The sequence below is a fragment of the Pseudomonas sp. LB1P83 genome, from assembly GCF_054897885.1.
Genome location: NZ_CM142709.1, coordinates 4,153,937 through 4,179,337, shown reverse-complemented (window position 1 = coordinate 4,179,337; position 25,401 = coordinate 4,153,937). Strand labels below are relative to the sequence as shown.

The 25,401-nt window shown below is 61.9% G+C and carries 11 protein-coding genes; 4 read left to right on the top strand and 7 right to left on the bottom strand.

Going from position 1 to position 25,401, the window contains the following annotated elements; translation table 11 throughout:
* Positions 1 to 21: 21 nt before the first annotated feature.
* From ACYZTY_RS19100 to ACYZTY_RS19075, 6 genes are all read right to left on the bottom strand, one after another.
* Complete coding sequence (locus ACYZTY_RS19100) at positions 22 to 1,983, bottom strand: acetyl/propionyl/methylcrotonyl-CoA carboxylase subunit alpha (protein WP_461955025.1); 1,962 nt, start codon at positions 1,981 to 1,983, stop codon at positions 22 to 24.
* 110 nt (positions 1,984 to 2,093) lie between these two features.
* Positions 2,094 to 2,891 (bottom strand): enoyl-CoA hydratase/isomerase family protein, encoded by a 798-nt coding sequence (locus ACYZTY_RS19095; protein WP_461955024.1) that lies wholly within the window; start codon positions 2,889 to 2,891, stop codon positions 2,094 to 2,096.
* Entirely contained in the window at positions 2,888 to 4,045 is a 1,158-nt protein-coding gene (gene atuD, locus ACYZTY_RS19090; protein WP_461955023.1) for a citronellyl-CoA dehydrogenase, read from the bottom strand. The genes ACYZTY_RS19095 and atuD overlap by 4 nt, the downstream gene beginning before the upstream one ends.
* Before the next feature lie 26 nt (positions 4,046 to 4,071).
* Complete coding sequence (gene atuC, locus ACYZTY_RS19085; protein ID WP_461955022.1) at positions 4,072 to 5,688, bottom strand: geranyl-CoA carboxylase subunit beta; 1,617 nt, start codon at positions 5,686 to 5,688, stop codon at positions 4,072 to 4,074.
* A 3-nt stretch (positions 5,689 to 5,691) separates the two neighbouring features.
* A complete protein-coding gene (locus tag ACYZTY_RS19080; RefSeq protein ID WP_461955021.1) occupies positions 5,692 to 6,561 on the bottom strand; it encodes an SDR family oxidoreductase in 870 nt (289 codons plus the stop codon).
* 12 nt (positions 6,562 to 6,573) lie between these two features.
* Positions 6,574 to 8,376, bottom strand: a complete 1,803-nt coding sequence (locus ACYZTY_RS19075; protein WP_461955020.1) for an acyclic terpene utilization AtuA family protein — start codon at positions 8,374 to 8,376, stop codon at positions 6,574 to 6,576.
* 178 nt (positions 8,377 to 8,554) lie between these two features.
* On the opposite strand from ACYZTY_RS19075, the gene ACYZTY_RS19070 reads away from it, so the two are divergent.
* From ACYZTY_RS19070 to ACYZTY_RS19060, 3 genes are all read left to right on the top strand, one after another.
* On the top strand, positions 8,555 to 9,181 hold the full coding sequence (locus ACYZTY_RS19070) for a TetR/AcrR family transcriptional regulator (protein WP_461955019.1): 627 nt from the start codon (positions 8,555 to 8,557) through the stop codon (positions 9,179 to 9,181).
* A gap of 93 nt (positions 9,182 to 9,274) precedes the next feature.
* Positions 9,275 to 10,069, top strand: a complete 795-nt coding sequence (locus ACYZTY_RS19065; protein ID WP_461955018.1) for a substrate-binding periplasmic protein — start codon at positions 9,275 to 9,277, stop codon at positions 10,067 to 10,069.
* A gap of 99 nt (positions 10,070 to 10,168) precedes the next feature.
* Positions 10,169 to 11,182 (top strand): GNAT family N-acetyltransferase, encoded by a 1,014-nt coding sequence (locus ACYZTY_RS19060; protein ID WP_461955017.1) that lies wholly within the window; start codon positions 10,169 to 10,171, stop codon positions 11,180 to 11,182.
* 126 nt (positions 11,183 to 11,308) lie between these two features.
* On the opposite strand, the gene ACYZTY_RS19055 is transcribed toward ACYZTY_RS19060, so the two are convergent.
* A complete protein-coding gene (locus tag ACYZTY_RS19055) occupies positions 11,309 to 11,857 on the bottom strand; it encodes an RNA polymerase factor sigma-70 (RefSeq protein WP_461955016.1) in 549 nt (182 codons plus the stop codon).
* 379 nt (positions 11,858 to 12,236) lie between these two features.
* Between ACYZTY_RS19055 and ACYZTY_RS19050 the strand changes: the two genes are divergently transcribed.
* The gene (locus tag ACYZTY_RS19050; RefSeq protein WP_461955015.1) at positions 12,237 to 25,220 is read left to right on the top strand and encodes a non-ribosomal peptide synthetase; all 12,984 of its coding nucleotides are present in this window, start codon (positions 12,237 to 12,239) and stop codon (positions 25,218 to 25,220) included.
* The last annotated feature ends 181 nt before the right edge of the window (positions 25,221 to 25,401 follow it).

The window sequence follows — 25,401 nt, the reverse complement described above, 5'->3', positions numbered from 1 at the left end:
CCGGCGGATCCGCCTAGCGCCTTATTCGACCTCCAACAAAATCTGACGATTTTTCACCTGATCACCGACCCGGACCTGTAAGCGTTTAAGCACCCCGTCGATGCCTGATTTGAGCGGGTGTTCCATTTTCATCGCTTCGAGCACCACCAGCAACTGACCTTTGCTGACCGGGCTGCCCTCGCTGACCAACACGTCGACGATCGCCCCGTCCATGGGCGCCTTGAGGGTGCCGGAGCTGACGCTGGACTGGCAACTGACCAACGCTTGGGGGCGATCGATCAGTCGCAGGCTGCCGGGGCGGGTGAACAGCCAGAGCTGCCCGGCCGCGAGGCGGTAGGCATGGCGTTGGCGGATGCCGTCAATCATCAGTGTTGCCCAGTGCCCGTCGCACTGGATGACCTTCAATTCGAGGGTTCGGTCGCCGACTTGCAAGCGGTAAGGCACGTCAGGCACTGCGTTCAGTTCCACCGGCCAGTCCTGATTCTCCATTCCGATTCGATAATGCAGGGGCACGCTGGCGTTGCTACGCCAGCCGGCCAACGGCGCGGGATGAACGTGCGCCGAAGCGTGATAGAACAGCGCAGCTGCAATGGCCAGTTCTTCGGCGCTCGGTACTGATGGATGCAGGCAGGGATGGTCGGCAAAACAGTTCGGGATAAACCCGGTGCTGAATTCGCCGCTGATGAACTGCGGGTGTTGCAGCAGGCTGGCGAGCAAGCGCTGATTGCTTTGCACGCCCAGCAGCACGCTGTCCTGTACCGCCCGCAGGAGTTTGCGCCGGGCCTCTTCACGGGTAGCGCCATGGGCAATGATTTTGCCCAGCAGCGGATCGTAGAACGGGCTGATGTCCTGCCCTTCGATCAAGCCATGATCGATCCGCACACCGTCTTGCAACGCAAGCTCCCAAGCCTCTATACGACCGGTTTGCGGCAAAAAGCCCTGAGCCGGATCTTCGGCGTACAAGCGCACTTCCATGGCATGCCCATTGAGCTGCACCTCTTCCTGTTTTAAAGGCAGTGGCAGGCCCTCGGCGACGCGCAGTTGCCAGGCCACCAGATCGAGGCCGGTGATCAACTCAGTCACCGGGTGTTCCACTTGCAGGCGGGTGTTCATCTCCAGGAAGTAGAACTGCCCGCGTGCGTCCAGCAGGAATTCCACGGTGCCAGCGCCCTCGTAATTCACCGCGCGTCCGGCCTTGAGCGCCGCTTCGCCCATGGCCTGACGTAACTCGGTGGTCATCACCGGGCAGGGCGCTTCTTCGATGACTTTCTGGTGGCGGCGCTGGATCGAACAGTCGCGTTCGCCGAGGTAGATCAGGTTGCCATGCTGGTCGCCAAACACTTGAACCTCGACATGGCGCGGATCGATCAGCGCTTGTTCGAGGATCAGTTCGTCGCTGCCAAACCCGTGCAGGGCTTCGGATCGCGCGGTTCGCAGCTGTTCCAGCAAATCGTCGGCGCTGTGCGCCAGGCGCATGCCGCGTCCGCCACCGCCGGCACTGGCCTTGATCATCAGCGGGTAGCCGATGCGCTCGGCTTCGCGGCTCAGGGTCGCGTCGTCCTGTTCGGCGCCTTGATAGCCTTTGATGCACGGCACGCCGGCCGCGAGCATGGCGAGTTTCGACAGTCGCTTGCTGCCCATCAACTCGATCGCTTCGGGGCTCGGGCCGATGAAGGTAATGCCGGCGTGTTGGCAGGCGAGGGCGAATTCGGCGTTTTCCGAGAGGAAACCGTAGCCGGGGTGAATCGCGTCGGCACCGCTGCGCCGGGCGGCGTCGATGATCGCCGGGATGTTCAGGTAGGACTGCTGCACCGGGGCCGGGCCGATGTTCACGGCTTCATCGGCCATTTGGACGTGCAGGGCGTCGGCGTCGGCATCGCTGAATACGGCAACGGTGCGGTAGCCCAGGGCGTGGGCAGTGCGCTGGATGCGACAGGCGATTTCACCGCGGTTGGCGATCAGGATTTTGCTGAGTCCGGGCATGGGTTGTTCCCTTGGTTTTGCGGTGAATGTGATGGCCTCTTCGCGGGCAAGCCTCGCTCCTACAGGGGTTGATGGTGCCTTTGTAGGAGCGAGGCTTGCCCGCGATGCTTTTAAAGGGCCCACCCCGGTTTACGTTTTTGCACGAAAGCCATCGTCCCCTCGACCCCTTCAGCACCGGTCACCGCTTCGCTGAACCACTCGGCCGCCTCATCCAGCAACGCGTCCGAGGGTTGCCCTGCGCTCGCCAGCAACAGCTTTTTGGTCGTCGCATTCGCCCCCGGCGCGCAGCACAACACATGGGCGAGGATTTCATCGAGGCGCTCGGCCAAGGCTTGCGCGTCATGCTCGACAAAGTGCACCAACCCCATGCGCCGCGCCTGGGTGCCATCGAAACGCGCCGCCGTCAGCGCCAGTCGGCGCGCCTGGGTCAGGCCGATGCGCTGGACCACGAACGGCGCGATCTGTGCGGGAAGCAGGCCGAGGCTGGTTTCCGGCAGACCGAACTGCGCATTGTGATCGGCCAGGGCAACATCGCTGACGCAGGTGAGCCCCAATCCACCGCCGAGCACCGCGCCTTGCAGCACCGTGATCACCACTTGCGGCGTGTGTTGGACCTCTTGCAGCAGCGCGCCGAACGCTCGGTTCAAGTCACGATAGGCTTGCGAACCTTGAGCCCGGGCATTGGCCATGTCCTTGATGTCGCCGCCGGCACAGAAATGCCCACCGGCACCGCCGATCACCAGCGCCCGAACGGCTCGATCATCACGCACCGCTGCCAGCACCGCACGCAGCTCGGCGACCATCTGCAAGCTCATGGCGTTGCGGCTTTCCGGGCGATTGAGGGTGATGTGCAGCACGCCGTTATGCGATTCCAACAACAAGGTTTGGCAAACCGGCAGAGCACTCATTTCTTTTTCCCCGGCAGGATGCCCATGAGTTTGCAGATGATCCCCAGCATGATTTCGTCGGCACCGCCGCCGATCGACACCAGCCGAACGTCACGGTAAGCGCGGGCCACCGGGTTATCCCACATGAAGCCCATGCCGCCCCAATATTGCAGGCAGCTGTCGCTGACTTCGCGGCCCAGGCGCCCGGCCTTGAGTTTGGCCATCGACGCCAGGCGCGTGACGTCCTGACCTTTGATGTATTGCTCGGTGGCCTGATAGACCAGCGCCCGCAGGCATTCGATTTCGGTTTGCAGTTCGGCCAGGCGGAAGTGGATGACCTGGTTGTCGATCAGCGCGCTGCCAAAGGTTTTGCGCTCCTTGCAGTACTCGATGGTGCTGTCGACGCAGTATTCCAGGCCCTTGATCATGTTCGCCGCGCCGAACAAACGTTCTTCCTGAAATTGCAGCATCTGCATCATGAAGCCCGCGCCTTCATGGCCGATGCGGTTGCGTTGCGGTACGCGCACGTTGTCGAAAAACACCTGGGCGGTTTCCGAACTGCGCATGCCTAGCTTGTCCAGGTGCGAACTGAGGCTGATGCCCGGGGTGTTCATCGGCACCATGATCAGGGACTTGTTGATGTGCGGTTTGTCGTCAGAGGTGTTGGCCAGCAGGCAGATGAAGTCGGCGCTCGGCGAGTTGGTGATCCACATTTTGCTGCCGTTGATCACGTAGTCGTCGCCGTCCTTGCGGGCGGTGGTTTTCAACCCGGCCACGTCGGAACCGGCACCGACTTCGGAGACGCCGATGCAGCCGACCTGTTCGCCGGTAATCGCCGGGCGCAGGAACTCTTCGCGCAATTCATCGGAGCCGAAGCGGGCGAGGGCAGGCGTGCACATGTCGGTCTGCACGCCGATGGACATCGGGATCCCGCCGCAGTGGATCGTGCCGAACTCTTCGGCGGCGACGATCGAATAGCTGTAATCGAGCCCCATGCCGCCAAACTGTTCCGGTTTGGAAATCCCCAGCAGGCCGAGGTCGCCGGCCTTGCGGAAGATCTCGTGAATAGGGAAGCGTCCGGCCTTCTCCCATTCCTCGACGTGAGGATTGATCTCGTGATCGACGAATTGGCGGACCGTGCGACGCAGTGCTTCGTGTTCCTGGGTGAAGATCATTTTTATTGTTCTCCTGTGATCCGCGATCAGAATCTCGCGACGCCAAAACTGTTGGTTTGCAACGGCCGCACGTTGGCCTCGTGACAGATGTCCAGCAAGTAGCCGAGCAAGGTCCGGGTATCCCGGGGGTCGATCAGCCCGTCGTCCCACAAGTTGGCACTGCCATAGAGTGCGGTGGACTGGCTGTCGAGTTTCTGTGCGGTGACCTGTTCCAGCATGTCGAGCATTTTCGGGTCGGGCACCAGACCATCCTTGAGCTGTTTGGCTTCGGTGACGATTCGCAGCACCTTGCCGGCTTGAGCGCCGCCCATGACGGCGGTGCGGCTGTTGGGCCAGGCGAAGATGAAGCGCGGGTCGAGGCCGCGGCCGCACATCGCGTAGTTCCCGGCACCATAGGAGCCGCCGACGACGATGGTCAGTTTGGGCACCCGGGCGTTGGCCACCGCTTGAATCATCTTCGCGCCGTGTTTGATCACGCCTTGCTGTTCCGATTCGGTGCCGACCATGAACCCGGTGGTGTTGTGGAAAAACAGCAACGGCGTCCGGCTCTGGTCACAGAGTTGAATAAATTGCGCCGCTTTGCTCGCACCTTTGGGCGTGATTGGGCCGTTGTTGCCGATGAATCCGCAGGCGCGGCCCTGAATGTGCAAATGGCCGCAAATGGTCTGTTGATCGAACTCACCCTTGAACTCGAGGAAGCTCGAACCGTCGGCAATCCGCGCAATGATTTCGCGCACGTCATAGGGCTTTTTCGGATCGTCCGGGATCAGTCCCACCAGCTCATCGATAGGGTAAAGGGGATCTTTCCACTGCCGTTCGGGCAACCATTGCAACTGCTCGTTCCATGACAACAGGCTGACAATCTCGCGCACCTGACGCACGCCATCAGCATCGTTCTCGGCCAGGTATTCAGCGGTGCCGGCGGTTTGCGCGTGCATCTCGGCGCCGCCCAGTTCTTCATCGGTGGCGACTTCTCCGGTGGCGGCTTTGAGCAGCGGCGGGCCGGCCAGGAACAACTTTGCCTTGCCGCGCACCACCACCACGTAATCCGAGAGCCCCGGTTGATAAGCCCCGCCCGCGGTGGCCGAGCCGTGAACCACGGTGATCTGCGGCAGCCCCATGGCCGACATCCGCGCCTGATTGGCAAAGCTGCGCGCGCCTTCGACGAAAATCTCGGCTGCGTAGTTGAGGTTCGCGCCGCCGCTCTCGGCAAGGGTGATCACCGGCAGTTTGTTCTCCATGGCGATCTGTTGCAGGCGCAGGGACTTTTTCAGGCCGCTGGGGGAAATGGTCCCGCCCTTGATCGCGCTGTTGTTCGCCACCACCAACACCCGCACGCCGGAGACGTAGCCGATCCCGGCGATCAAGCCGCCACCGGCCGAGCTGCCGTCCTTGTCGTCGTGCAGTTTGTAGCCGGCCAGGCTCGCCAGTTCGAGGAACGGCGCGCCAGGGTCAAGCAGCAGATTGAGGCGTTCACGGGGCAGCAACTGGCCGCGCTTGTCGAACCTGGGCTTGGCCTCGGCTGCCTTGTTCAGCAGGTTTTGTTCGAGCTGACGGACTTGCTCGATGCCGACCAGCATTGCCGCGCGGTTCTGGGCGAACTGTTCGCTGAACGGGTCCACGTGTGACTGGATCACCGGCATGGCTTATTCCTTGCCCTTGAGTACGTCGGGCAAATACGCCCGATGGAAGCCGTTGTACGACTCACTGTTCTGCGCCTTGTGAATCGGCCATGCCCGCCCGCCAAGGCTCGCCGCACCGTCGATGCGCAGCGTGCTGCCGCTGATGAATCCCGCCGCCGGGCTAAGCAGGAAAACAATCGCCGCGCTGACTTCGGACTCAGTGCCGATGCGCTTGAGCGGGACGTGTTCGCGCAAGGTCGGAATGACTGCCTTGAACGCACCTTCGTAGGTGTCCATGCCGCTCGATGCCACCCAGCCCGGCGCCACCGCGTTAACCCGCACCCCGGCATAACCCCATTCGAAGGCAGCGGTCTTGGTGAGGTTGTCCATGCCCGAGCGCGCCGCGCCCGAGTGGCCCATGCCGGGCATGCCGCCCCACATGTCGGCGAGCATGTTGACGATGGCGCCGCCGTGTTGGCTCATCGACTGATTGAACACTTCCCGGGCCATCAGGAAACCGCCCACCAGATTGGTGCGCATCACGGTTTCGAAACCCTTCTGATTGATCGAAGCCAGCGGCGACGGGTATTGCCCGCCGGCATTGTTGACCAGCCCGTGAATCGGGCCGTGCTTGCGAATCAACTCGCTGACCAGATGCTTGACCGCTTCTTCTTCACGAATGTCGCAGGTGGCCCAATCCGCCTTGCCGCCGTCCTCGGCAATCTCGGCGGCCACGCTTTTCAACTTGTCAGCCTTGCGCCCGACCAGCAGCACATGGGCACCGAGCGCCGCCAGTTCATGGGCGGTGCACCGGCCGATGCCGCTGCCGCCACCGGTGACGATGATGTTTTGGCCTGCAAACAGATCGGCTTTGAAAATCGAATCGTACGCCATGGCGACAGTCCTCTAGTTGACCTGGTCGGCGATGCGCTGGGGCACCGGAATCTGGATGTCCAGCAACTGCTGGGCGAAGGCTTTGCCTTGCGGATCGATTCGCAGGCTGGCCACGCCACCGCCGCCGAGGGCGTTTTCCAGGAGAAAATTGAAGCTGTGAGTGCCGGGCAAATACCAACGCTCGACACGTCCGTGTACCGGGTCGAGGACGTGGCTCATCCAGTCGACCATCACCTCGGGCGTCAGGGCTTCGGCGATCCATGGCAGGTACTCGGGCTCCCGTGCCATGACGCCGATGTTGCTGTGATTGCCCTTGTCGCCGGAGCGCGCCACCGCGAGTTTGATCAGGGCCACGCTGGCATCGGCGCGGCCGGTGGGTTGCGGCGGGTCGAACGGTACGGGCAAGTCGTCCGGGTCGAGCACATCGACAGCGGGCAGGGCGCACGGGTGGCGCTGGCGCTTGATATCAATTTCGAGCGTGCAGGCGGTTTTGTCGATGAGGAACGAAAACAGCCGGATCAGCGGATACACCGTCGGCCGTCCGCCGACAATCCCGGTCAGCCCCGGCGCCATGCCGGTGGCGGCCTGGGCAATTTCCCGGGAGAACACGATCAATGCCTGTTTGCTCGGATGACGCACCGCGAGTTTGATCACCACTTCACGGCTGTCCTGGCGTTGGCCGTGGGGGCCGTACGTGGCTTCGCTGCCGAGCAGTTCGATGTTCACTTCGCTGAAGGGCGCCCAGCCGCGCTGGCTGAAGATGTCCGATGTTTTATTGATGATGGCTTCGCTGACTCGACGCGCCTTGTCGACCGCATCGATCCCCGCGATCAGGCAGCTGGCGGTGCAGCGGAAACCATCTGGATACGTCGCACTGACCTTGTATTGATCAGTCGGCGGCAGGCCTTTTGCGCCATGCACCTGAACCGCGTTTTTACCTTGTTGCACGAGTTTGACCTGGGTGAAATCGCAGACCACGTCAGGCAGTAGGTAGGCCTGGGGATTGCCGATTTCATAGAGCATTTGTTCGCCGACGGTCAGTGGCGTGACCAGGCCGCCGGAACCCTCGGGCTTGCTGACGATGAACTGGCTGTCGGCGCTGACTTCGACGATGGGGAAACCAATGTGTTCGTAATCGGGCACGTCGCGCCAGTCGGTGAAATTGCCGCCGGTGCACTGGGCGCCACATTCGATGATGTGCCCGGCCAATGCGGCCTGCGCCAGTTTGTCGTAGTCATGCCAGGACCAGCCGAATTCATGCACCAGCGCGGCACTGACCACCGCGCTGTCGACGACGCGCCCGGTAATGACAATGTCGGCACCCAATCGAAGGGCTTCGACAATGCCCGGTGCGCCGAGGTAGGCATTGGTCGACACGCACATCGGGGGCAGGGGGGCGCCGCTGAACATTTCATGAAGGCCGCGGCTGCTCAGCTGTTTGAATTGCGGTTGCAGGTCGTCGCCCAGCAGCACGGCGATCTTCAGCGCCACCCCGGCCTTGTCGCAGGCCGCTTGCAGCGCGGCGGCGCAGGCCTGTGGATTGACCCCGCCGGCGTTGCTGATGACGCGGATTTTTTGTTCGGCGAGTTGCCCCAGCAGTGGGCTGAGGACTTCGATGAAGTCTCCCGCATAGCCCGCCTGCGGATCTTTCATTCGTGCGCCGGCCATGATCGACATCGTGATCTCGGCCAAATAGTCGAAGACCAGGTAGTCCAGGCGTCCACCTTCCACCAGTTGCGCGGCGGCGGTCGAGGTGTCGCCCCAGAACGCGCTGGCGCATCCGATGCGAATTGTTTTAGGCGCAGCCAATTCCATAACCACCTCCGACAGAAGTGCATCGAGACTACCAAGCAAGCGCTTGGTTTGTAAATGGCTGAAATATCTTCTGCCCGAGCGCTTGCTTGGTTGCCGTTGCCAGCTTAAATTGCCCGCGCAACCCCGCTGTTTTAGCGGTGGCTGGCGCATTTGATTGATCGACTGTAGGAGAGAACGGGTGGACGAGCAAAAAGCCCTGAGGGTCATGCGCGAATTGGTCGACAACGGCCAATTGACCGACCCTGACAGCGCCCGCGGCAAACTGCTGCAAGTGGCGGCTCACCTGTTCCGCAACAAAGGATATGAACGCACCACCGTGCGCGATCTGGCCGGTGCCGTGGGCATTCAGTCGGGCAGCATCTTTCATCACTTCAAAAGCAAGGACGAGATCCTGCGCGCGGTGATGGAAGAGACCATTCGCTACAACACTGCGTTGATGCACGCAGCCCTGGCCGAGGCCGGCAACGTGCGCGAGCGGGTGCTGGCGCTGATTCGCTGCGAATTGCAGTCGATCATGGGCGGCAGCGGCGAGGCCATGGCGGTGTTGGTGTATGAATGGCGCTCGCTCTCCGAAGACGGACAGGCGCAGGTGCTGGCGCTACGCGATATTTATGAAACGCTTTGGCTGCAGGTGCTGGGTGAAGCCAAGGACGCCGGTTTTATCCGCGGCGACGTGTTCATCACGCGCCGTTTTCTGACGGGCGCGTTGTCCTGGACCACCACCTGGTTCCGTGCCGGCGGCAGCATGAGCCTCGATCAACTGGCCGATGAGGCATTGATACTTGTGCTCGAAGAGAAGCAATAAGTTGTCATGTGTCTGCAGGAAACTGGCTAAGTGGCCGAAACCGCCTAGCTTGAATGCATTGATGCGAATTTTTTTGGGGAGTGGGTTGTTTTGATGTCTTCGCCAATTAGGACGGCTACGCGGCTTTTGCTGGCGTCGCTCGTGGCAGTCTGGGTGTTGCCGTCCCAGGCCGCGCAACTGGTGCGCGTCGGTGCCGCACATTTCCCGCCGTATACCGTGCGCCCCGAATCCGGTGCCGACACGGGCCTGCTGCCGCAATTGGTGGAAGCCTTGAATCAATTGCAGAGCGACTATCAGTTTGTTCTGGTGCCGACTTCGATTCCCCGACGGTTCGGTGATTTCAAGCAGGGTCGGGTCGATATGGCCATTTTCGAGAACCCGGACTGGGGCTGGAAGGACATTCCCCACACCAGCGTCGACATGGGCCTTGAGGACGCCGAGATTTTCGTCGCGCAACGTGAGCCCGATCGCCAGCAAAGCTATTTTACCGACCTCACCGGCAAGCGTCTGGCCCTGTTCAGCGGCTACCACTATGAGTTCGCCAACTTCAATGCCGACCCGAAATTCCTCGCGCAGAACTACAACGCCACGCTGACCTATTCCCATGACAGCAACCTGCTGATGGTGCTGCGCGGGCGGGCCGACGTTGCCCTGGTGACGCGCTCCTACCTGAGCGATTACCTGCTGCGCAACGAGCAAGTGGCTGATCAGTTGCTGGTGTCCCAGCGCATCGATCAGGTGTATCACCATTACGCGATCCTGCGTCCGGCCGCGCCCATCAGTGGCGAAGCGTTCGGCAAGTTGCTACAGGGGTTGCGGGACAATGGCGAGATGCTGAAGATTTTCGATCCGTACAAGATTGCGGTAGTGCCGGTGCCCAAACCCTGAAGGGCGCCGCAGGTCGCGTCATTCGCGACTTCGCTTAAATTTCTTGCCCCGGCTCACGTCACATCGTTGAACTGTCGACGATTATCGTGAGCCCGACCCATGCCCAATCTGAATGACCTGACTGCCCTGGCCTTGCCCGATGGAAGCCGTCTTGTAGCTGATGAAACCCAGAATCGCCTGCACCTCAGCCTGGAAGGGCAGCCGCTGATCGAGCTGCGCCTGACCCGCGAACCCGAGTTGCAGGTGCAGGTCGAAAATCGCTTTGACATGTCTGAAGATCAGGCACTCTGGGCGGCCTGTTATTGGCTGTTCGCCCGTGATCCGGCGTGTCAGCAGGTGACTTTCCAACTTCAGCAATCGCCCACCGACGCCTTGTCGAGCGGTTTGCTGATGGCCACGGAAACCACCGGTCAATACCGCTGCGAACGCACGCTGTTCTGGCAATTGCCTCAGCCTTGGCTGTGCGAGTCGCTGGCCGCCAGTTATCCCCAGCGCATGGTCATCAGTGGCGGCAAGCGTCATCCACTGCGCCCGATAAAACCACGGGGTGAAGTCTATCGGCGCTTCGATGCGCGGCTTGGTGCCTGGATTTCCCTGCGTACGGTGGACATCGACCTCGACCTGGCACGTTTCAATCGTTGGCAGAACAGCCCGCGGGTCGCCAGTTTCTGGCAGGAGGAGGGCAGCCTCGAGCAGCACCGGGAATACCTGAGCAAGCTTGAGGCAGACCCGCACACGGTGACGCTGATCGGTTGTTTCGATGATCAGCCGTTTGCCTATTTCGAAGCCTATTGGGCCAAGGAAGATCGCATCGCGCCGTTCTATGACGCCGGCGATTACGACCGCGGTATCCACATGCTGGTGGGCGAAGAAAATCACCGTGGCCCGCACAAGGTGGCGAGCTGGTTATCGGCGCTGACGCATTACCTGTTTCTCGACGATCCGCGCACTCAGCGAGTGGTGGCCGAGCCTCGCGCCGACAACGCGAAGATGATCGGGTATATGCAGAACCAGGGTTACCACTGCGAGAAAGAGTTCGACTTCCCGCACAAGCGCGCGGCGTTGATGATGCAGGGACGTGAGCGGTTTTTTGATCGGTGCAAATTGGCGTGATGCGTAAGGCTCAAGATCCTCTGCGATCTTGAGTCTGCCTTCGCGGGCAAGCCTCGCTCCTACAGGTTGGTCGCTGAATTACATTCAAGCCGAATCCTGTAGGAGCGAGGCTTGCCCGCGAAGCTTTTAGCGGCGGGCAAAAGTATCCACACGATTCCCCGACACCTTGCGGCAGTGCACCAGCGCATCGCGAATCATGAAGTTCACCAGGGTCGGCGAGACGCCGAGTTCCTTGGCGATGTCTTTTTGTGGCACGCCGTGCAGGCGGTACATCTCGAAGGCGTAACGGGTGCGGCTGGGCAGCTCCGTCAGCGCATCGGCAATGTTTTCCAGGGTCGAGAAATTGATGTGCGAGGTTTCCGGCGAAGCGCCCTGAATCACCACGTTCAGACCTTCCTCTTCCGGCCCGGAATACTTCTGCTCCAGCGCCTGTTTGCGATAGTGGTCGATCGCCAGGTTGCGCACGATCTGGAACAGATAGCTGAGCTGAGCCTTGAAGGACGACGTGATTTGCGGCGCCGATTGCAGCCGGAAAAACGCATCCTGGACCACGTCTTCGGCACGCGACCGGCAGCCGGTAATCCGCGCTGCAATTTTGACCAGAATCAGTCGGTTGTCGACAAAGGCCTGAAGTAGCGGTGAATCGCACTTGCTTGTGGATACTTGTTCCGTCATGGAAATCACCTTGCTGCCAATAGGTTGGTGGGACGGCGAGGGGGGCCGGCCTACACATCGAGCGACAAATTATGCTGAATGATAATGATTGTCAATTGAGAAAGAGAATTAATGCATCGCGATGGTGCAGAGTGAGAACTGCGACACGCTGTCGCGCTCGCTTGCCGCACCCGTAGCCCCATTGGCGATCAAGCCTGTCGACTAATTATTTCAAGACGTCATCCGTTCTCATTGGTGAAAGGTGCAGGGTAAATCCCGGCCAAAACAGCATTCCCAATGCCTTGCGCAGTCGGCGAAGACCGCGTCCTGCACGCCCTCCAGTGGGCGTGAGTTTAGAAAATCGATTCCATTTGCAAGCCGAATTCAGGCAGGAAACCTCATGACCGACGCGTTCGAACTCCCAAGCAATCTGGTCCAAGCCCTCCAGCGCCGCGCGGCCCTGACGCCGGATCGGGTGGCCTTGCGGTTTCTCGCCGAAACCCCGGATCAGGCTGTGGTCCTCAGTTATCGCGAGCTGGATCAGCGGGCGCGAACCATTGCCGGTGCGTTGCAGGCCGAGGCTGAATTCGGCGATCGCGCCGTACTGCTTTTTCCCAGTGGCCCGGATTACGTCGCGGCGTTTTTTGGCTGCCTGTATGCCGGTGTGATCGCGGTGCCGGCTTATCCGCCGGAGTCGGCTAAGCGTCATCACCAGGAACGTCTGCTGTCGATCATCAACGATGCCGAGCCGCGCCTGTTGCTGACCAGCGCCGGTCTGCGCGATGCCTTGCAACAAATTGAAGGTGCGCCGCCGCTGCTGTGCATCGACACTCTCGAAGATGCCTTGGCCGACCGCTGGATCGAGCCGAACCTGGCAGATGACCACATCGCTTTCCTGCAATACACCTCCGGTTCCACTGCGTTGCCCAAAGGTGTGCAAGTCAGCCACGGCAACCTGGTGGCCAACGAACTGCTGATCCGTCATGGTTTCGGCATCGACCTGAACCCGGATGATGTGATCGTCAGCTGGCTGCCGCTGTACCACGACATGGGCCTGATCGGCGGTCTGTTGCAGCCGATTTTCAGCGGCGTGCCGTGCGTGTTGATGTCGCCGGCCTATTTCCTTGGTCGGCCGTTGCGCTGGCTGGAAGCAATCAGCGAATACGGCGGCACCATCAGCGGCGGACCGGATTTCGCCTATCGCCTGTGCAGTGAGCGCGTCAGCGAATCGGCGCTGGAGCGCCTCGACCTGAGCGGTTGGCGCGTGGCGTATTCCGGCTCCGAACCGATTCGTCTCGACACCCTCGATCGCTTCGGCGAGAAGTTCGCGGCGTGCGGGTTCACCACGGACAGTTTTATGGCGTCTTACGGGTTGGCCGAAGCCACCTTGTTCGTCGCCGGAACCCCGCGCGGTCAAGGCATCGGCAACCTGCGCGTGGACGATCAGGCTTTGGCACAGAACCGGGCAGAAGCAGGTGAAGGCAGCGCGATCATGAGTTGCGGCATCAGTCAGCCGGATCACGCGGTGCTGATTGTCGACCCGGTCGCCCTCAATGAACTCGCCGACAACGCGGTCGGCGAAGTCTGGGCCGCCGGACCGAGCATCGCCCATGGCTACTGGCGCAACCCCGAGGCCAGCGCCAAAACCTTCGTTCAGCACAACGACCGGACCTGGCTGCGCACCGGTGACCTGGGCTTTATGCGTGACGGTGAACTGTTCATCACCGGGCGCCTGAAAGACATGCTGATCGTGCGCGGTCACAACCTGTACCCGCAGGACATCGAGCAGACCGTCGAGCGCGAAGTGGAGGTGGTGCGCAAAGGTCGCGTCGCCGCTTTCGCCGTCAACATCGACGGTCAGGAAGGCATCGGCATCGCCGCGGAAATCAGCCGCAGCGTGCAGAAAATCCTCCCGCCCGACGCCCTGATCAAAGCCATTCGCCAAGCCGTGGCCGAGGCGTATCAGGAAGCGCCGAGCGTGGTGGTGTTGCTCAACCCGGGCGCGTTGCCCAAGACCTCCAGCGGCAAACTGCAACGTTCGGCCTGCCGCAATCGTCTGGCGGACGGTAGCCTCGACAGCTACGCAGTGTTCCCGTCGGCGCACGTTCAGGACGAATCCAAAGCCCAATCAAGTTCCGAACTGCAAACCCTGATCGGCCAGATCTGGTGCGAGCAATTGCAGGTCAAACAGATCAACGCTGACGATCACTTCTTCCTGCTCGGTGGCAACTCCATTGCCGCCACGCAAGTGGTTGCGCGTCTGCGTGAAGCACTCGGTCTGGAGCTGAATCTGCGCCTGCTGTTCGAAGCGCCAACCCTTGGCGCGTTCACCGCCGCTGTCGCTCAGTTGCAACAGGACGGCGGCCTGGCCCAAGGTGCGATCACCGCGCTGTCGCGCAACGAACCGATGCCGCAATCCCTGGCGCAAAACCGTCTCTGGATCACCTGGCAGCTCGACCCGCAGAGCAGCGCCTACAACATCCCAGGCGCCTTGCGCCTGCGCGGCGAGCTGGATGAAGACGCCTTGCGCGCCAGCTTCCAGCAATTGATCGAACGTCATGAATCCCTGCGTACGCGGTTCTTCGAACGTGACGGCGTGGCACTGCAACAGGTCGATGCGGCGAGCGAATTCAACCTGCAATTGATCGACATCAGCGACCTGCCCGCCGCCGAGCGTGAAGCCCGCGCGCTGCAAATTCGCGAAGACGAAGCGCGTACCCAGTTCGATCTGGAGAAAGGCCCGCTGCTGTGGGTGACGCTGGTACGCCTCGACGGTGAGGACCATCAGCTGTTGGTGACAATGCACCACATCATCGCCGATGGCTGGTCGCTGAATGTGCTGATCGACGAGTTCTCGCGTGTGTACGCCGCCGCGTCCCAAGGACAAACCGCGACGCTGCCGGCATTGCCCACGCACTACGCCGACTACGGCAGCTGGCAGCGCCAATGGCTGGCGCAAGGCGAGGGCGAACGCCAACTGGCGTACTGGAAAGCGCAGTTGGGTGAAGAGCATCCAACCCTGAATCTGGCCATCGATCATCCACGCTCGGCCCAGCACATTCACAGCGCTGCTCGTCATTCCATAAAGCTGGACGCGACCTTGAGCGACGCCATTCGCCAGACCGCCCAGGCGCATGAATCGACGCCGTTCATGCTGTTGCTCGCCGCGTTTCAGAGCTTGTTGCACCGCTACAGCGGCCAGCGCGACATCCGCATCGGCGTGCCGAATGCCAACCGCCCGCGCCTGGAAACCCAAGGGCTGATCGGCTTCTTCATCAACACCCAAGTGCTGCGCGCCGAGGTGGATTCGCGTCTGCCATTCGTTGAGCTATTGGCGCAAACCCGTCGGGCCGCGCTCGGCGCACAAGCGCATCAGGACCTGCCGTTCGAGCAACTGCTGGAAGCGTTCCCGCAGGCGCGCGAGCAAGGCCTGTTCCAGGTGATGTTCAACCACCAGCAACGGGATTTGAGCGCACTACGCCGACTGCCTGGATTGCTCGCCGAAGAACTGCCGTGGCACAGCCGCGACGCCAAGTTCGACCTGCAATTGCACAGCGAAGAAGACCAGAAAGGCCGCCTCAGCCTGTCCTTCGACTACGCCAGTGAACGGTTCGACGCGACGACCATAGAGCGTCTTGCCGAACACTTCAGCAACCTGCTGCGGGCCATTTGCGAACAACCGACTACCACCATCGGCGACCTGCAACTGCTGACCCCAAGCGAACACGGCCAACACACCTCCTGGAGCGTCGCACCGTGCACGCCGGCCAGCCAATGGCTGCCGGAACTGCTCAACGAACAAGCGCGCCTGACCCCGGAACGCACCGCGTTGATGTGGGACGGCGGCAGCCTCAATTTCGCCGAACTGCACACCCAGGCCAACCGACTGGCCCATTACCTGCGCGACAAAGGCGTCGGCCCGGACGTTTGCGTGGCCATCGCCGCCGAGCGTTCGCCGCTGTTGCTGATCGGCCTGCTGGCGATCATCAAGGCCGGTGGTGCCTACGTGCCGCTGGACCCGGATTACCCGTCCGAGCGCCTGGCCTACATGCTCAGCGACAGCGGCGTCGAATTGCTGCTGACCCAAACCCAATTGCTGGATCGCTTGCCGGTAACCGACGGCGTCAGCGTGATCGCCATGGATGCGCTGCATCTGGAGAACTGGCCGAGCCAGGCGCCGGGCCTGCATTTGCACGGCGACAACCTGGCCTACGTGATTTACACCTCGGGTTCCACCGGTCAACCGAAGGGCGTCGGCAACACCCACGCGGCCCTCGCCGAGCGGCTGCAATGGATGCAGAACACCTATCGCTTGAACGACACCGACGTGTTGATGCAAAAAGCCCCGATCAGTTTCGACGTGTCGGTGTGGGAGTGCTTCTGGCCGCTGATCACTGGCGCACGCTTGCTGATCGCCGGCCCCGGCGAGCACCGCGATCCGCATCGCATCGCGCAGCTGGTTCAGCAATACGGCGTGACCACGCTGCACTTCGTACCGCCGCTGCTTTCGTTGTTCATCGATGAGCCGCTGACGGCCGAATGCACCAGCCTGCGCCGGGTGTTCTCCGGTGGCGAGGCCTTGCCCGCCGAGCTGCGCAACCGCGTTCTGGAACAGCTGCCTGCCGTACAACTGCACAACCGCTACGGCCCAACTGAAACCGCGATCAACGTCACCCATTGGCACTGCACCTCTGCCGATGGCGAGCGCTCGCCGATTGGCCGTCCGTTGGGCAACGTGGTCTGCCGTGTGCTCGACAGCGACCTCAATCCGGTGCCAGCCGGTGTGCCGGGTGAACTGTGCATCAGCGGTATTGGCCTGGCTCGGGGTTACCTCGGTCGTCCGTCCCTGACTGCCGAACGCTTTGTCGTCGATCCACTGGGCGAGCAGGGCGCGCGTCTGTACCGCACGGGCGACCGTGCGCGCTGGACCGCTGACGGCGTGATCGAATACCTAGGTCGCCTAGATCAGCAGGTCAAGTTGCGCGGCTTCCGCGTAGAACCGGAAGAAATCGAAGCGCGTCTGCTAGCCCAGGACGGCGTCGCCCAAGCCGTGGTGCTGGTGCACGAAACTGCCGCTGGCGCCCAGTTGATCGGTTACTACACCGCCACCGACTCAACCGAAACCGAAGACGCGCAAATTGCGCGGCTTAAAATCGCACTGGCGGCTGAACTGCCGGAATACATGGTCCCGGCGCAGCTGATGCGTCTGGAGGAAATGCCCCTGAGCCCGAGCGGCAAACTCGACCGTCGTGCCTTGCCCGAACCACAGTGGCAAGTGCGCGAACACGTCGAACCCGTGACCGCGCTGGAGCAACAAATCGCCGGCATCTGGCGCGAAGTGCTGGGCCTTGCGCAGATCGGCCTGCGCGATGATTTCTTCGCCCTCGGCGGTCATTCGTTGCTGGCCACGCAAATCATTTCCCGTACCCGTCAAGCCTGCGACGTCGAATTGCCGCTGCGAGCGCTGTTCGAAAACAGCGAACTGGGCGCCTTCGCCGAACAGGTGCAATTGATCCAGGCCAGCGGCAAAACCAACCAGCAACCGCCGATCGAGAAAGTCGACCGCAGCCAACCGGTACCGCTGTCCTATTCCCAGCAGCGCATGTGGTTCCTCTGGCAGATGGAACCAGACAGCCCGGCCTACAACGTCGGCGGTATGGCGCGCTTGCGCGGGGTACTCGATGTCGGGCGTTTCGAAGCGGCGTTGCAAGCGCTGATCCTGCGTCACGAAACCCTGCGCACCACGTTCCCGAGCATCGATGGTGTGGCCCAGCAACGGGTGCATGCCGAAACCGGCATGCGCATGGACTGGAAAGATTTCTCGGCGCTGGACGCCGACAGTCGTGAGCAGCGCGTGCAACAACTGGCTGACGACGAGGCGCATAAACCGTTCGATCTGGAAACCGGTCCGCTGCTGCGCGCCTGCCTTGTCAAGACCGCCGGGCACGAACATTACCTGGTGCTGACCCTGCACCACATCGTCACCGAAGGCTGGGCGATGGACATTTTCGCCCGTGAATTGAGCGCGCTTTACGAAGCGTTCGTCGATGACCGCGACTCTCCGTTGGCACCGCTGCCGGTGCAGTACCTGGATTACAGCGTCTGGCAGCGCCAGTGGCTGGAGTCTGGCGAACGTCAACGCCAGCTCGACTACTGGACCGCGCAACTGGGCCGCGAGCATCCGCTGCTGGAATTGCCCGCCGACCGTCCGCGTCCTCCGGTGCAAAGTCATCAGGGCGAACTGTTCCGTTTCGACCTGAGCGATGACCTCGCCGCACGGGTCCGCGCCTTCAACGCGCAAAAAGGCCTGACCCTGTTCATGACCATGACCGCCGCGCTGGCCGTGCTGCTTTACCGCTACAGCGGCCAGACCGACCTGCGCATCGGCGCGCCGGTCGCCAACCGGATTCGCCCGGAAAGCGAAGGGCTGATCGGTGCGTTCCTCAACACTCAAGTGCTGCGTTGCCAGCTCGACGGGCAGATGTCCGTGGGGGAATTGTTCGAGCAAGTGCGCCACACGGTGATCGAAGGTCAGTCCCACCAAGACCTGCCGTTCGATCACCTGGTTGAGGCGTTGCAGCCACCGCGCAGCGCCGCGTACAACCCGCTGTTCCAGGTGATGTGCAACGTGCAGCGCTGGGAGTTCCAGCAGAGCCGAACCCTGGCCGGCATGACCGTCGAGTACCTGGCCAACGATGCCCGGGCGACCAAGTTCGACCTCAACCTGGAAGTCACCGACCTCGATCACCGATTGGGTTGCTGCCTGACCTACAGCACCGATTTGTTCGATGAACCACGCATTGCGCGCATGGCCGGGCACTGGCGCAATCTGCTGGAAGCGCTGCTGAGCGATCCGCAACAGCGCCTCAGTGAACTGCCGTTGCTGGAAGCCAAGGAACAGCAAAAGCTGCTGGACAGCCTTGGCGTCGAACCGGGCGAACATCGCCTCGACCAGTGCATTCATCACCTGTTCAGCGAGCAGGCACTGGCGCGCAAGGACGCTCCGGCGCTGACGTTTGCCGGTGAAACCCTGAGCTACGCCGAACTCGACAGCCGCGCCAATCGCCTGGCCTGGATGCTGCGCGAGCGTGGTGTCGGCCCGCAGGTTCGCGTCGGCCTGGCGCTTGAACGTTCATTGGAAATGGTCATCGGCCTGCTGGCGATCCTCAAGGCCGGCGGCGCTTATGTGCCGCTGGACCCGGAATACCCGCTCGATCGCCTGCATTACATGATCGAAGACAGCGGCATCGGTCTGCTGCTCAGCGATGCGGCCATGTTCGACGCACTCGGTGAGTTGCCGGCCAACGTCGCTCGCTGGTGCCTCGAAGAGGACGCCGCCGAGTTGGCCAATTACCCGGCCACCGAGCTGCCGTTTATCAGCCTGCCGCAACATCAGGCGTACCTGATTTACACCTCGGGCTCCACCGGCAAGCCGAAAGGCGTGGTGGTGTCCCACGGCGAAATCGCCATGCATTGCCGCGCCGTGATCGAGCGTTTCGGCATGCGCCCGGACGATTGCGAACTGCATTTCTATTCAATCAACTTCGATGCTGCGACCGAGCGTTTGCTGGTGCCGCTGTTGAGTGGCGCACAAGTTGTGTTGCGCGCGCAGGGCCAGTGGGATGCGGAAGAAATCAGTGGCCTGATCCGTCGCCACCACATCAACATCCTCGGTTTCACCCCAAGCTACGGCAGCCAGTTGGCGCAGTGGCTGGCGACCCAGGGCGAAACCCTGCCGGTGCGCATGTGCATCACCGGCGGCGAAGCCCTGACCGGCGAACACCTGGCGCGAATTCGCGCGGCGTTCAAACCGAGCCTGTTTTTCAACGCCTATGGCCCGACCGAAACCGTGGTCATGCCGCTGGCGAGTCTGGCACCTGAACAACTGGAAGAAGGCTTGGGCAGCGTGCCGATCGGCAGCGTGATCGGTGCGCGGGTGGCGTACATCCTCGACGCGGACCTGGCCCTGGTGCCGCAAGGCGCGACCGGCGAGTTGTACGTCGGCGGTGCCGGTCTGGCGCAGGGTTATCACCAGCGTCCGGGCATGACCGCCGAGCGGTTTGTGGCTGATCCGTTTGCCGCCGATGGCGGGCGTCTGTACCGCACCGGCGACCTGGTGCGTCAGCGTGCCGATGGTCTAGTTGAATACCTCGGGCGCATCGACCATCAAGTGAAGATTCGTGGTTTCCGCATCGAGTTGGGCGAAATCGAAACCCGTCTGCTGGAGCATGCGTCGATCCGCGAAGCCGTGGTGCTGGCCCTCGACGCACCGAGTGGCAAACAACTGGTCGGCTATCTTGTGACCGACGTCGCCGAGCAGGACGACACGCAACAAGCGGCACTGCGCGAAGCGCTGAAGACTCACCTCAAATCGCAGTTGCCGGATTACATGGTGCCGACGCACCTGATCCTGTTGGCCAGCATGCCGCTGACCGCCAACGGCAAACTCGACCGCCGCGCATTGCCGGCGCCGGACCCGGAACTGAACCGTCAGCACTACGTGGCGCCGAGCAACGAACTGGAATTGACCTTGGCCGGCATCTGGTGCGAAGTCCTGAACGTTGAGCAAGTGGGCCTCAACGACAACTTCTTCGAACTGGGTGGCGATTCGATTTTGTCGATCCAGGTGGTCAGCCGTGCGCGGCAGAAAGGCATTCATTTCAGTCCGCGTGACCTGTTCCAGCACCAGACCGTGCAGACCCTCGCCGCCGTGGCGACCCGCACCGAGCAGGTCACCGCCGAGCAGGGTTTGCTCACCGGCGAATCACGTTTGACGCCGATCCAGCACTGGTTCTTCGATACGGAAATTCCCGAGCGCCAACACTGGAACCAGGCACTGCTGCTGGAACCGGCCGTAACGCTGGAACCCCATCGCCTGGAGCAAGCGCTGCTGGCGGTGATCGAACAGCACGATGCTTTGCGTCTGCGCTTCACCCAAACCGGCGCTCAATGGCGCGCTGAACACCAAGCAATTTCCGACGTGCCGGTGCTGTGGCAAGTGCGTGTTTCGTCCATGGACAAATGCACCGCACTGTTCGCCGATGCCCAGCGCAGCCTCGACCTCGAACACGGGCCGCTGATGCGAGTGCTGCTGGTCGATGGTCCTGAAGGCCAACAACGGTTGTTTATCGCCATTCACCACTTGGTGGTGGACGGTGTTTCGTGGCGTGTTTTGCTGGACGATCTGCAAACGGTCTACCGTCAGCTCGACGCGCAGCAGTCGGTCAAACTGCCGGCGAAAACCAGTGCGTTCAAGGATTGGGGCGCACGCTTGCAGGCCTATGCCGGTAGCGAATCCCTGCGCGAAGAACTGAGCTGGTGGCAGTCGCAACTGGCCGGGCCGAGCGCCGATTTGCCATGTGATCGTCCTGAGGGCGGACGGCAGAATCGTCATGGGCAAACCGTCAGCGTGCGGTTGGATGCCGAGCGTACTCGCCAATTGCTGCAACAGGCCCCGAGCGCCTATCGCACCCAGGTCAACGACTTGCTGCTGACAGCGTTGGCCCGGGTGCTGTGCAATTGGAGCGGACAGGAATCGGCGCTGATTCAACTCGAAGGCCATGGCCGCGAAACCCTGTTCGACGAGATCGACCTGACCCGCACCGTCGGCTGGTTCACCAGCGCTTATCCGCTGCGCCTCGTACCGGCGAACGGGCAGGGCGCCTCGATCAAGGCGATCAAGGAACAACTGCGCGCCGTGCCGCACAAAGGCCTGGGTTATGGCGTGCTGCGTTATCTGGCCGATGATCTGAGTCGCCAGACCCTGGCCGCGTTGCCGGTGGCGCCGATCACCTTCAACTACCTCGGTCAGTTCGACCAGAGCTTCGGTGCGGACGCGTTGTTCCGTCCACTGGACGAGCCCGTCGGCGCGGCCCACGATGCGCACGCGCCGCTGCCCAATGAGCTGAGCGTCGACAGCCAGGTTTATGGCGGTGAACTGGTGCTGCGCTGGACGTTCAGCGCCGAGCGTCACGATCCGCAAGCCATCACTGCCCTGGCGAATGCTTACTTGGGCGAACTGCAAAGCCTGATCGAGCATTGCTTGCAGGACGATGCCGGCGGCCTGACGCCGTCCGATTTCCCGCTGGCCAGACTGACTCAGCCACAACTGGATGCGCTGCCGATTCCGGCTGCGGTCATCGAAGACGTCTACCCGCTGACCCCGATGCAGGAAGGCATGCTGCTGCACACCTTGCTGGAACCGGGCACCGGTCTCTACTACATGCAGGATCGCTACCGCATCAACAGCGAACTCGATCCGCAGCGTTTCGCCCAGGCCTGGCAAGCGGTGATTGCCCGCCATGAAGCTCTGCGTGCATCGTTCTGTTGGAACGTTGGCGAAGACATGCTGCAAGTGATCCACAAACCCGGCAGCACGCCGATCGAAGTCCTCGACTGGACTGAGATTGCCGAAGCCGAGCAAGAACCGAAGCTGCAAACGCTGCTCAAAAGCGAGCGCGAAGCCGGGTTCGATCTGCTCAACCAGGCACCGTTCCACCTGCGCCTGATCAAAGTCGGCGCGGCGCGCTACTGGTTCATGATGAGCAACCACCACATCCTCATCGATGCCTGGTGCCGCTCGTTGTTGATGAACGATTTCTTCGAGATCTACACCGCCCTCGGCGAAGGCCGGGAGGCGCAACTGGCGGTGCCGCCGCGTTATCGCGACTACATCGGCTGGCTGCAACGCCAGAGCCTGGCCGAGGCGCGGCAGTGGTGGAAAACTAACCTGCAAGGCTTCGAGCGGACCACGCCGATCCCGAGCGACCGACCGTTCCTGCGTGAACATGCCGGTGAAAGCGGCGGCATGATTGTTGGCGACCGCTACACCCGTCTCGATGCCCGTGACGGTGCGCAACTGCGCGAACTGGCGCAAGCGCATCAGCTGACCATCAACACCTTCGCTCAAGCGGCGTGGGCACTGGTGCTGCGGCGATTGAGCGGTGATCGCGACGTGTTGTTCGGTGTCACGGTGGCCGGGCGTCCGGTGGAAATGCCGGAAATGCAACGCACCGTCGGGCTGTTCATCAACAGCATTGCGCTGCGGGTGAAGATGCCCGATGACGACCAGCGTGTCAGCGTGCGCCAGTGGCTGAGCGGTCTGCTCGACAGCAACATGCAACTGCGTGAGTACGAATACCTGCCGCTGGTGAGCCTCCAGGAAAACAGCGAACTGCCCAAGGGCCAGCCGCTGTTCGACAGCCTGTTTGTGTTCGAAAACGCGCCGGTGGAAGTCTCGGTGCTAGACCGTGCGCAGAGCCTCAATGCCACGTCGGATTCGGGCCGTACCCACACCAACTTCCCGCTGACGGCGGTCTGCTATCCGGGCGATGACCTGGGGCTGCACCTGTCTTACGACCAGCGTTATTTCGATGAATCGACCGTCGAACGCATGCTCGGTGAGTTCAAGCGTTTGCTGCTGGCGCTGGTCGACGGTTTCCATGGCGACATGGTCGAGCTGCCGCTGCTGGGCACCGAGGAACAGGATTTCCTGATCCATGGCTGCAACCAGAGCGAGCACGATTACCCGCTGGAACAGAGCTATGTCGCGTTGTTCGAAGCGCAGGTCGCTGAACATCCGCAGCGGATTGCCGCGAGTTGCCTGGATCAGCAACACAGCTATGTCGAGCTGAACCAGCGCAGCAACCGTCTCGGTCATGCATTGATCGCAGCCGGGGTCGGGCTGGATCAACCGGTGGCGTTGCTGGCTGAACGTAACCTCGATTTGCTCGGCATGATCATCGGCAGCTTCAAGGCCGGCGCGGGTTATCTGCCGCTGGATCCGGGGCTGCCGAGTCAGCGCCTGAGCCGGATCATCGACCTGAGCCGCACACCGTTGCTGGTCTGCACGCAGGCCTGCCGCGAGCAAGCCATCGCACTGCTGGAAGAGTTTGGTTGCGCCAATCGGCCGAAGTTGCTGGTCTGGGAAGAGGTGCAGGCGAGCGATGTATCGGTGGCGAACCCGGGTATTTACAGTGGCCCGGACAACCTCGCGTACGTGATCTACACCTCGGGTTCCACCGGTTTGCCGAAAGGCGTGATGGTCGAGCAACGCGGCATGCTCAACAACCAGTTGAGTAAAGTGCCGTACCTGAATTTGAGCGATGCCGACGTGATCGCCCAGACCGCTTCGCAAAGCTTCGACATTTCGGTCTGGCAGTTCCTCGCTGCACCGCTGTTCGGGGCGCGGGTGGACATCGTGCCGAACACCATTGCCCATGATCCGCAAGGGTTGCTGGCGCATGTGTCGGCCCAGGGCATTACCGTGCTGGAAAGCGTGCCGTCGCTGATTCAGGGCATGCTCGCCCAGGAACGCATGAGCCTCGATGGCCTGCGCTGGATGTTGCCGACCGGTGAAGCAATGCCACCGGAGCTGGCGCATCAATGGCTGCTGCGTTACCCGGACATCGGGCTAGTGAATGCCTATGGCCCGGCGGAATGCTCGGACGACGTGGCGTTCTTCCGCGTGGACATGGCCTCGACCCGTGGCAGCTACCTGCCGATCGGTACGCCGACCGACAACAACCGTTTGTACCTGCTCGATGGCGCGCTGGAACTGGTGCCGTTGGGTGCGGTGGGTGAGTTGTGCGTGGCCGGCACCGGGGTCGGGCGCGGTTATGTCAGCGATCCTTTGCGCACGGCGCAGGTGTTTGTACCGAACCCGTTCGGTGCGCCGGGGGATCGTCTGTATCGCACCGGCGACCTGGCCCGTCGGCGCAGTGACGGTGTGCTCGAATACGTCGGGCGTATCGACTATCAAGTGAAGATCCGCGGCTACCGCATTGAACTGGGTGAAATCGAAGCGCGTCTGCATGAGCAACCGGAAGTCCGCGATGCGGCGGTCGGCGTGCAAGAAGGCGTGAACGGCAAGCATCTGGTCGGCTACCTGGTGGCAGCTGACTCGGCGCTGAACCCAACCGAACGTCTGGAGCGCATCAAGCAACGCCTGCGCACCGAACTGCCGGAGTACATGGTGCCGCTGCACTGGCTGTGGCTGGACCGGATGCCGCTCAATGCCAACGGCAAACTCGATCGCAAGGCGCTGCCGGCGCTGGAGATCGGGCAGCTGCAGAGCCAGGACTATCAGGCGCCGCGCAATGAGCTGGAGCAGACCCTGGCGGATATCTGGGCTGAGGTGCTAAAGGTCGAACAGGTGGGCGTTCGCGACAACTTCTTCGAGCTGGGCGGTCATTCGTTGCTGGCGACGCAGATTGCTTCACGGGTGCAGAAAACCCTGCAGCGCGATGTGCCGTTGCGGGCGATGTTCGAGTGCAGCACGGTGGCGGAGTTGGCCGAGTACATTGATGGGTTGGCGGCGAGCGACATCACCGAGGAGAAGGTGGATCGCCTGAATGACCTGATGGCGGAACTGGAGGGGCTTTGATCCTTTAGCGTCTGTGCGGGCCCCTTCGCGGGCAAGCCTCGCTCCTACAGGTGATCGCGAATCCTTGTAGGAGCGAGCGGTGCGGCGATCCGACTTGCCCGCGAAGGCGTCATTGAAATTTGCGCGTTGACTGCCGCTTCGGACCGGCTCAGGCTGCCTCTGCTTTTTTTGTTGAATTCCC

Coding starts and splice junctions, on each gene's coding strand:
- ACYZTY_RS19095 (WP_461955024.1), bottom strand. CDS start 2,891: ATGAGTGCTCTGCCGGTTTGCCAAACCTTGTTGTTGGAATCGCATAAC.
- ACYZTY_RS19055 (WP_461955016.1), bottom strand. CDS start 11,857: ATGACGGAACAAGTATCCACAAGCAAGTGCGATTCACCGCTACTTCAG.
- ACYZTY_RS19075 (WP_461955020.1), bottom strand. CDS start 8,376: ATGGAATTGGCTGCGCCTAAAACAATTCGCATCGGATGCGCCAGCGCG.
- atuC (WP_461955022.1), bottom strand. CDS start 5,688: ATGCCGGTGATCCAGTCACACGTGGACCCGTTCAGCGAACAGTTCGCC.
- ACYZTY_RS19080 (WP_461955021.1), bottom strand. CDS start 6,561: ATGGCGTACGATTCGATTTTCAAAGCCGATCTGTTTGCAGGCCAAAAC.
- ACYZTY_RS19065 (WP_461955018.1), top strand. CDS start 9,275: ATGTCTTCGCCAATTAGGACGGCTACGCGGCTTTTGCTGGCGTCGCTC.
- ACYZTY_RS19060 (WP_461955017.1), top strand. CDS start 10,169: ATGCCCAATCTGAATGACCTGACTGCCCTGGCCTTGCCCGATGGAAGC.
- ACYZTY_RS19050 (WP_461955015.1), top strand. CDS start 12,237: ATGACCGACGCGTTCGAACTCCCAAGCAATCTGGTCCAAGCCCTCCAG.
- ACYZTY_RS19100 (WP_461955025.1), bottom strand. CDS start 1,983: ATGCCCGGACTCAGCAAAATCCTGATCGCCAACCGCGGTGAAATCGCC.
- atuD (WP_461955023.1), bottom strand. CDS start 4,045: ATGATCTTCACCCAGGAACACGAAGCACTGCGTCGCACGGTCCGCCAA.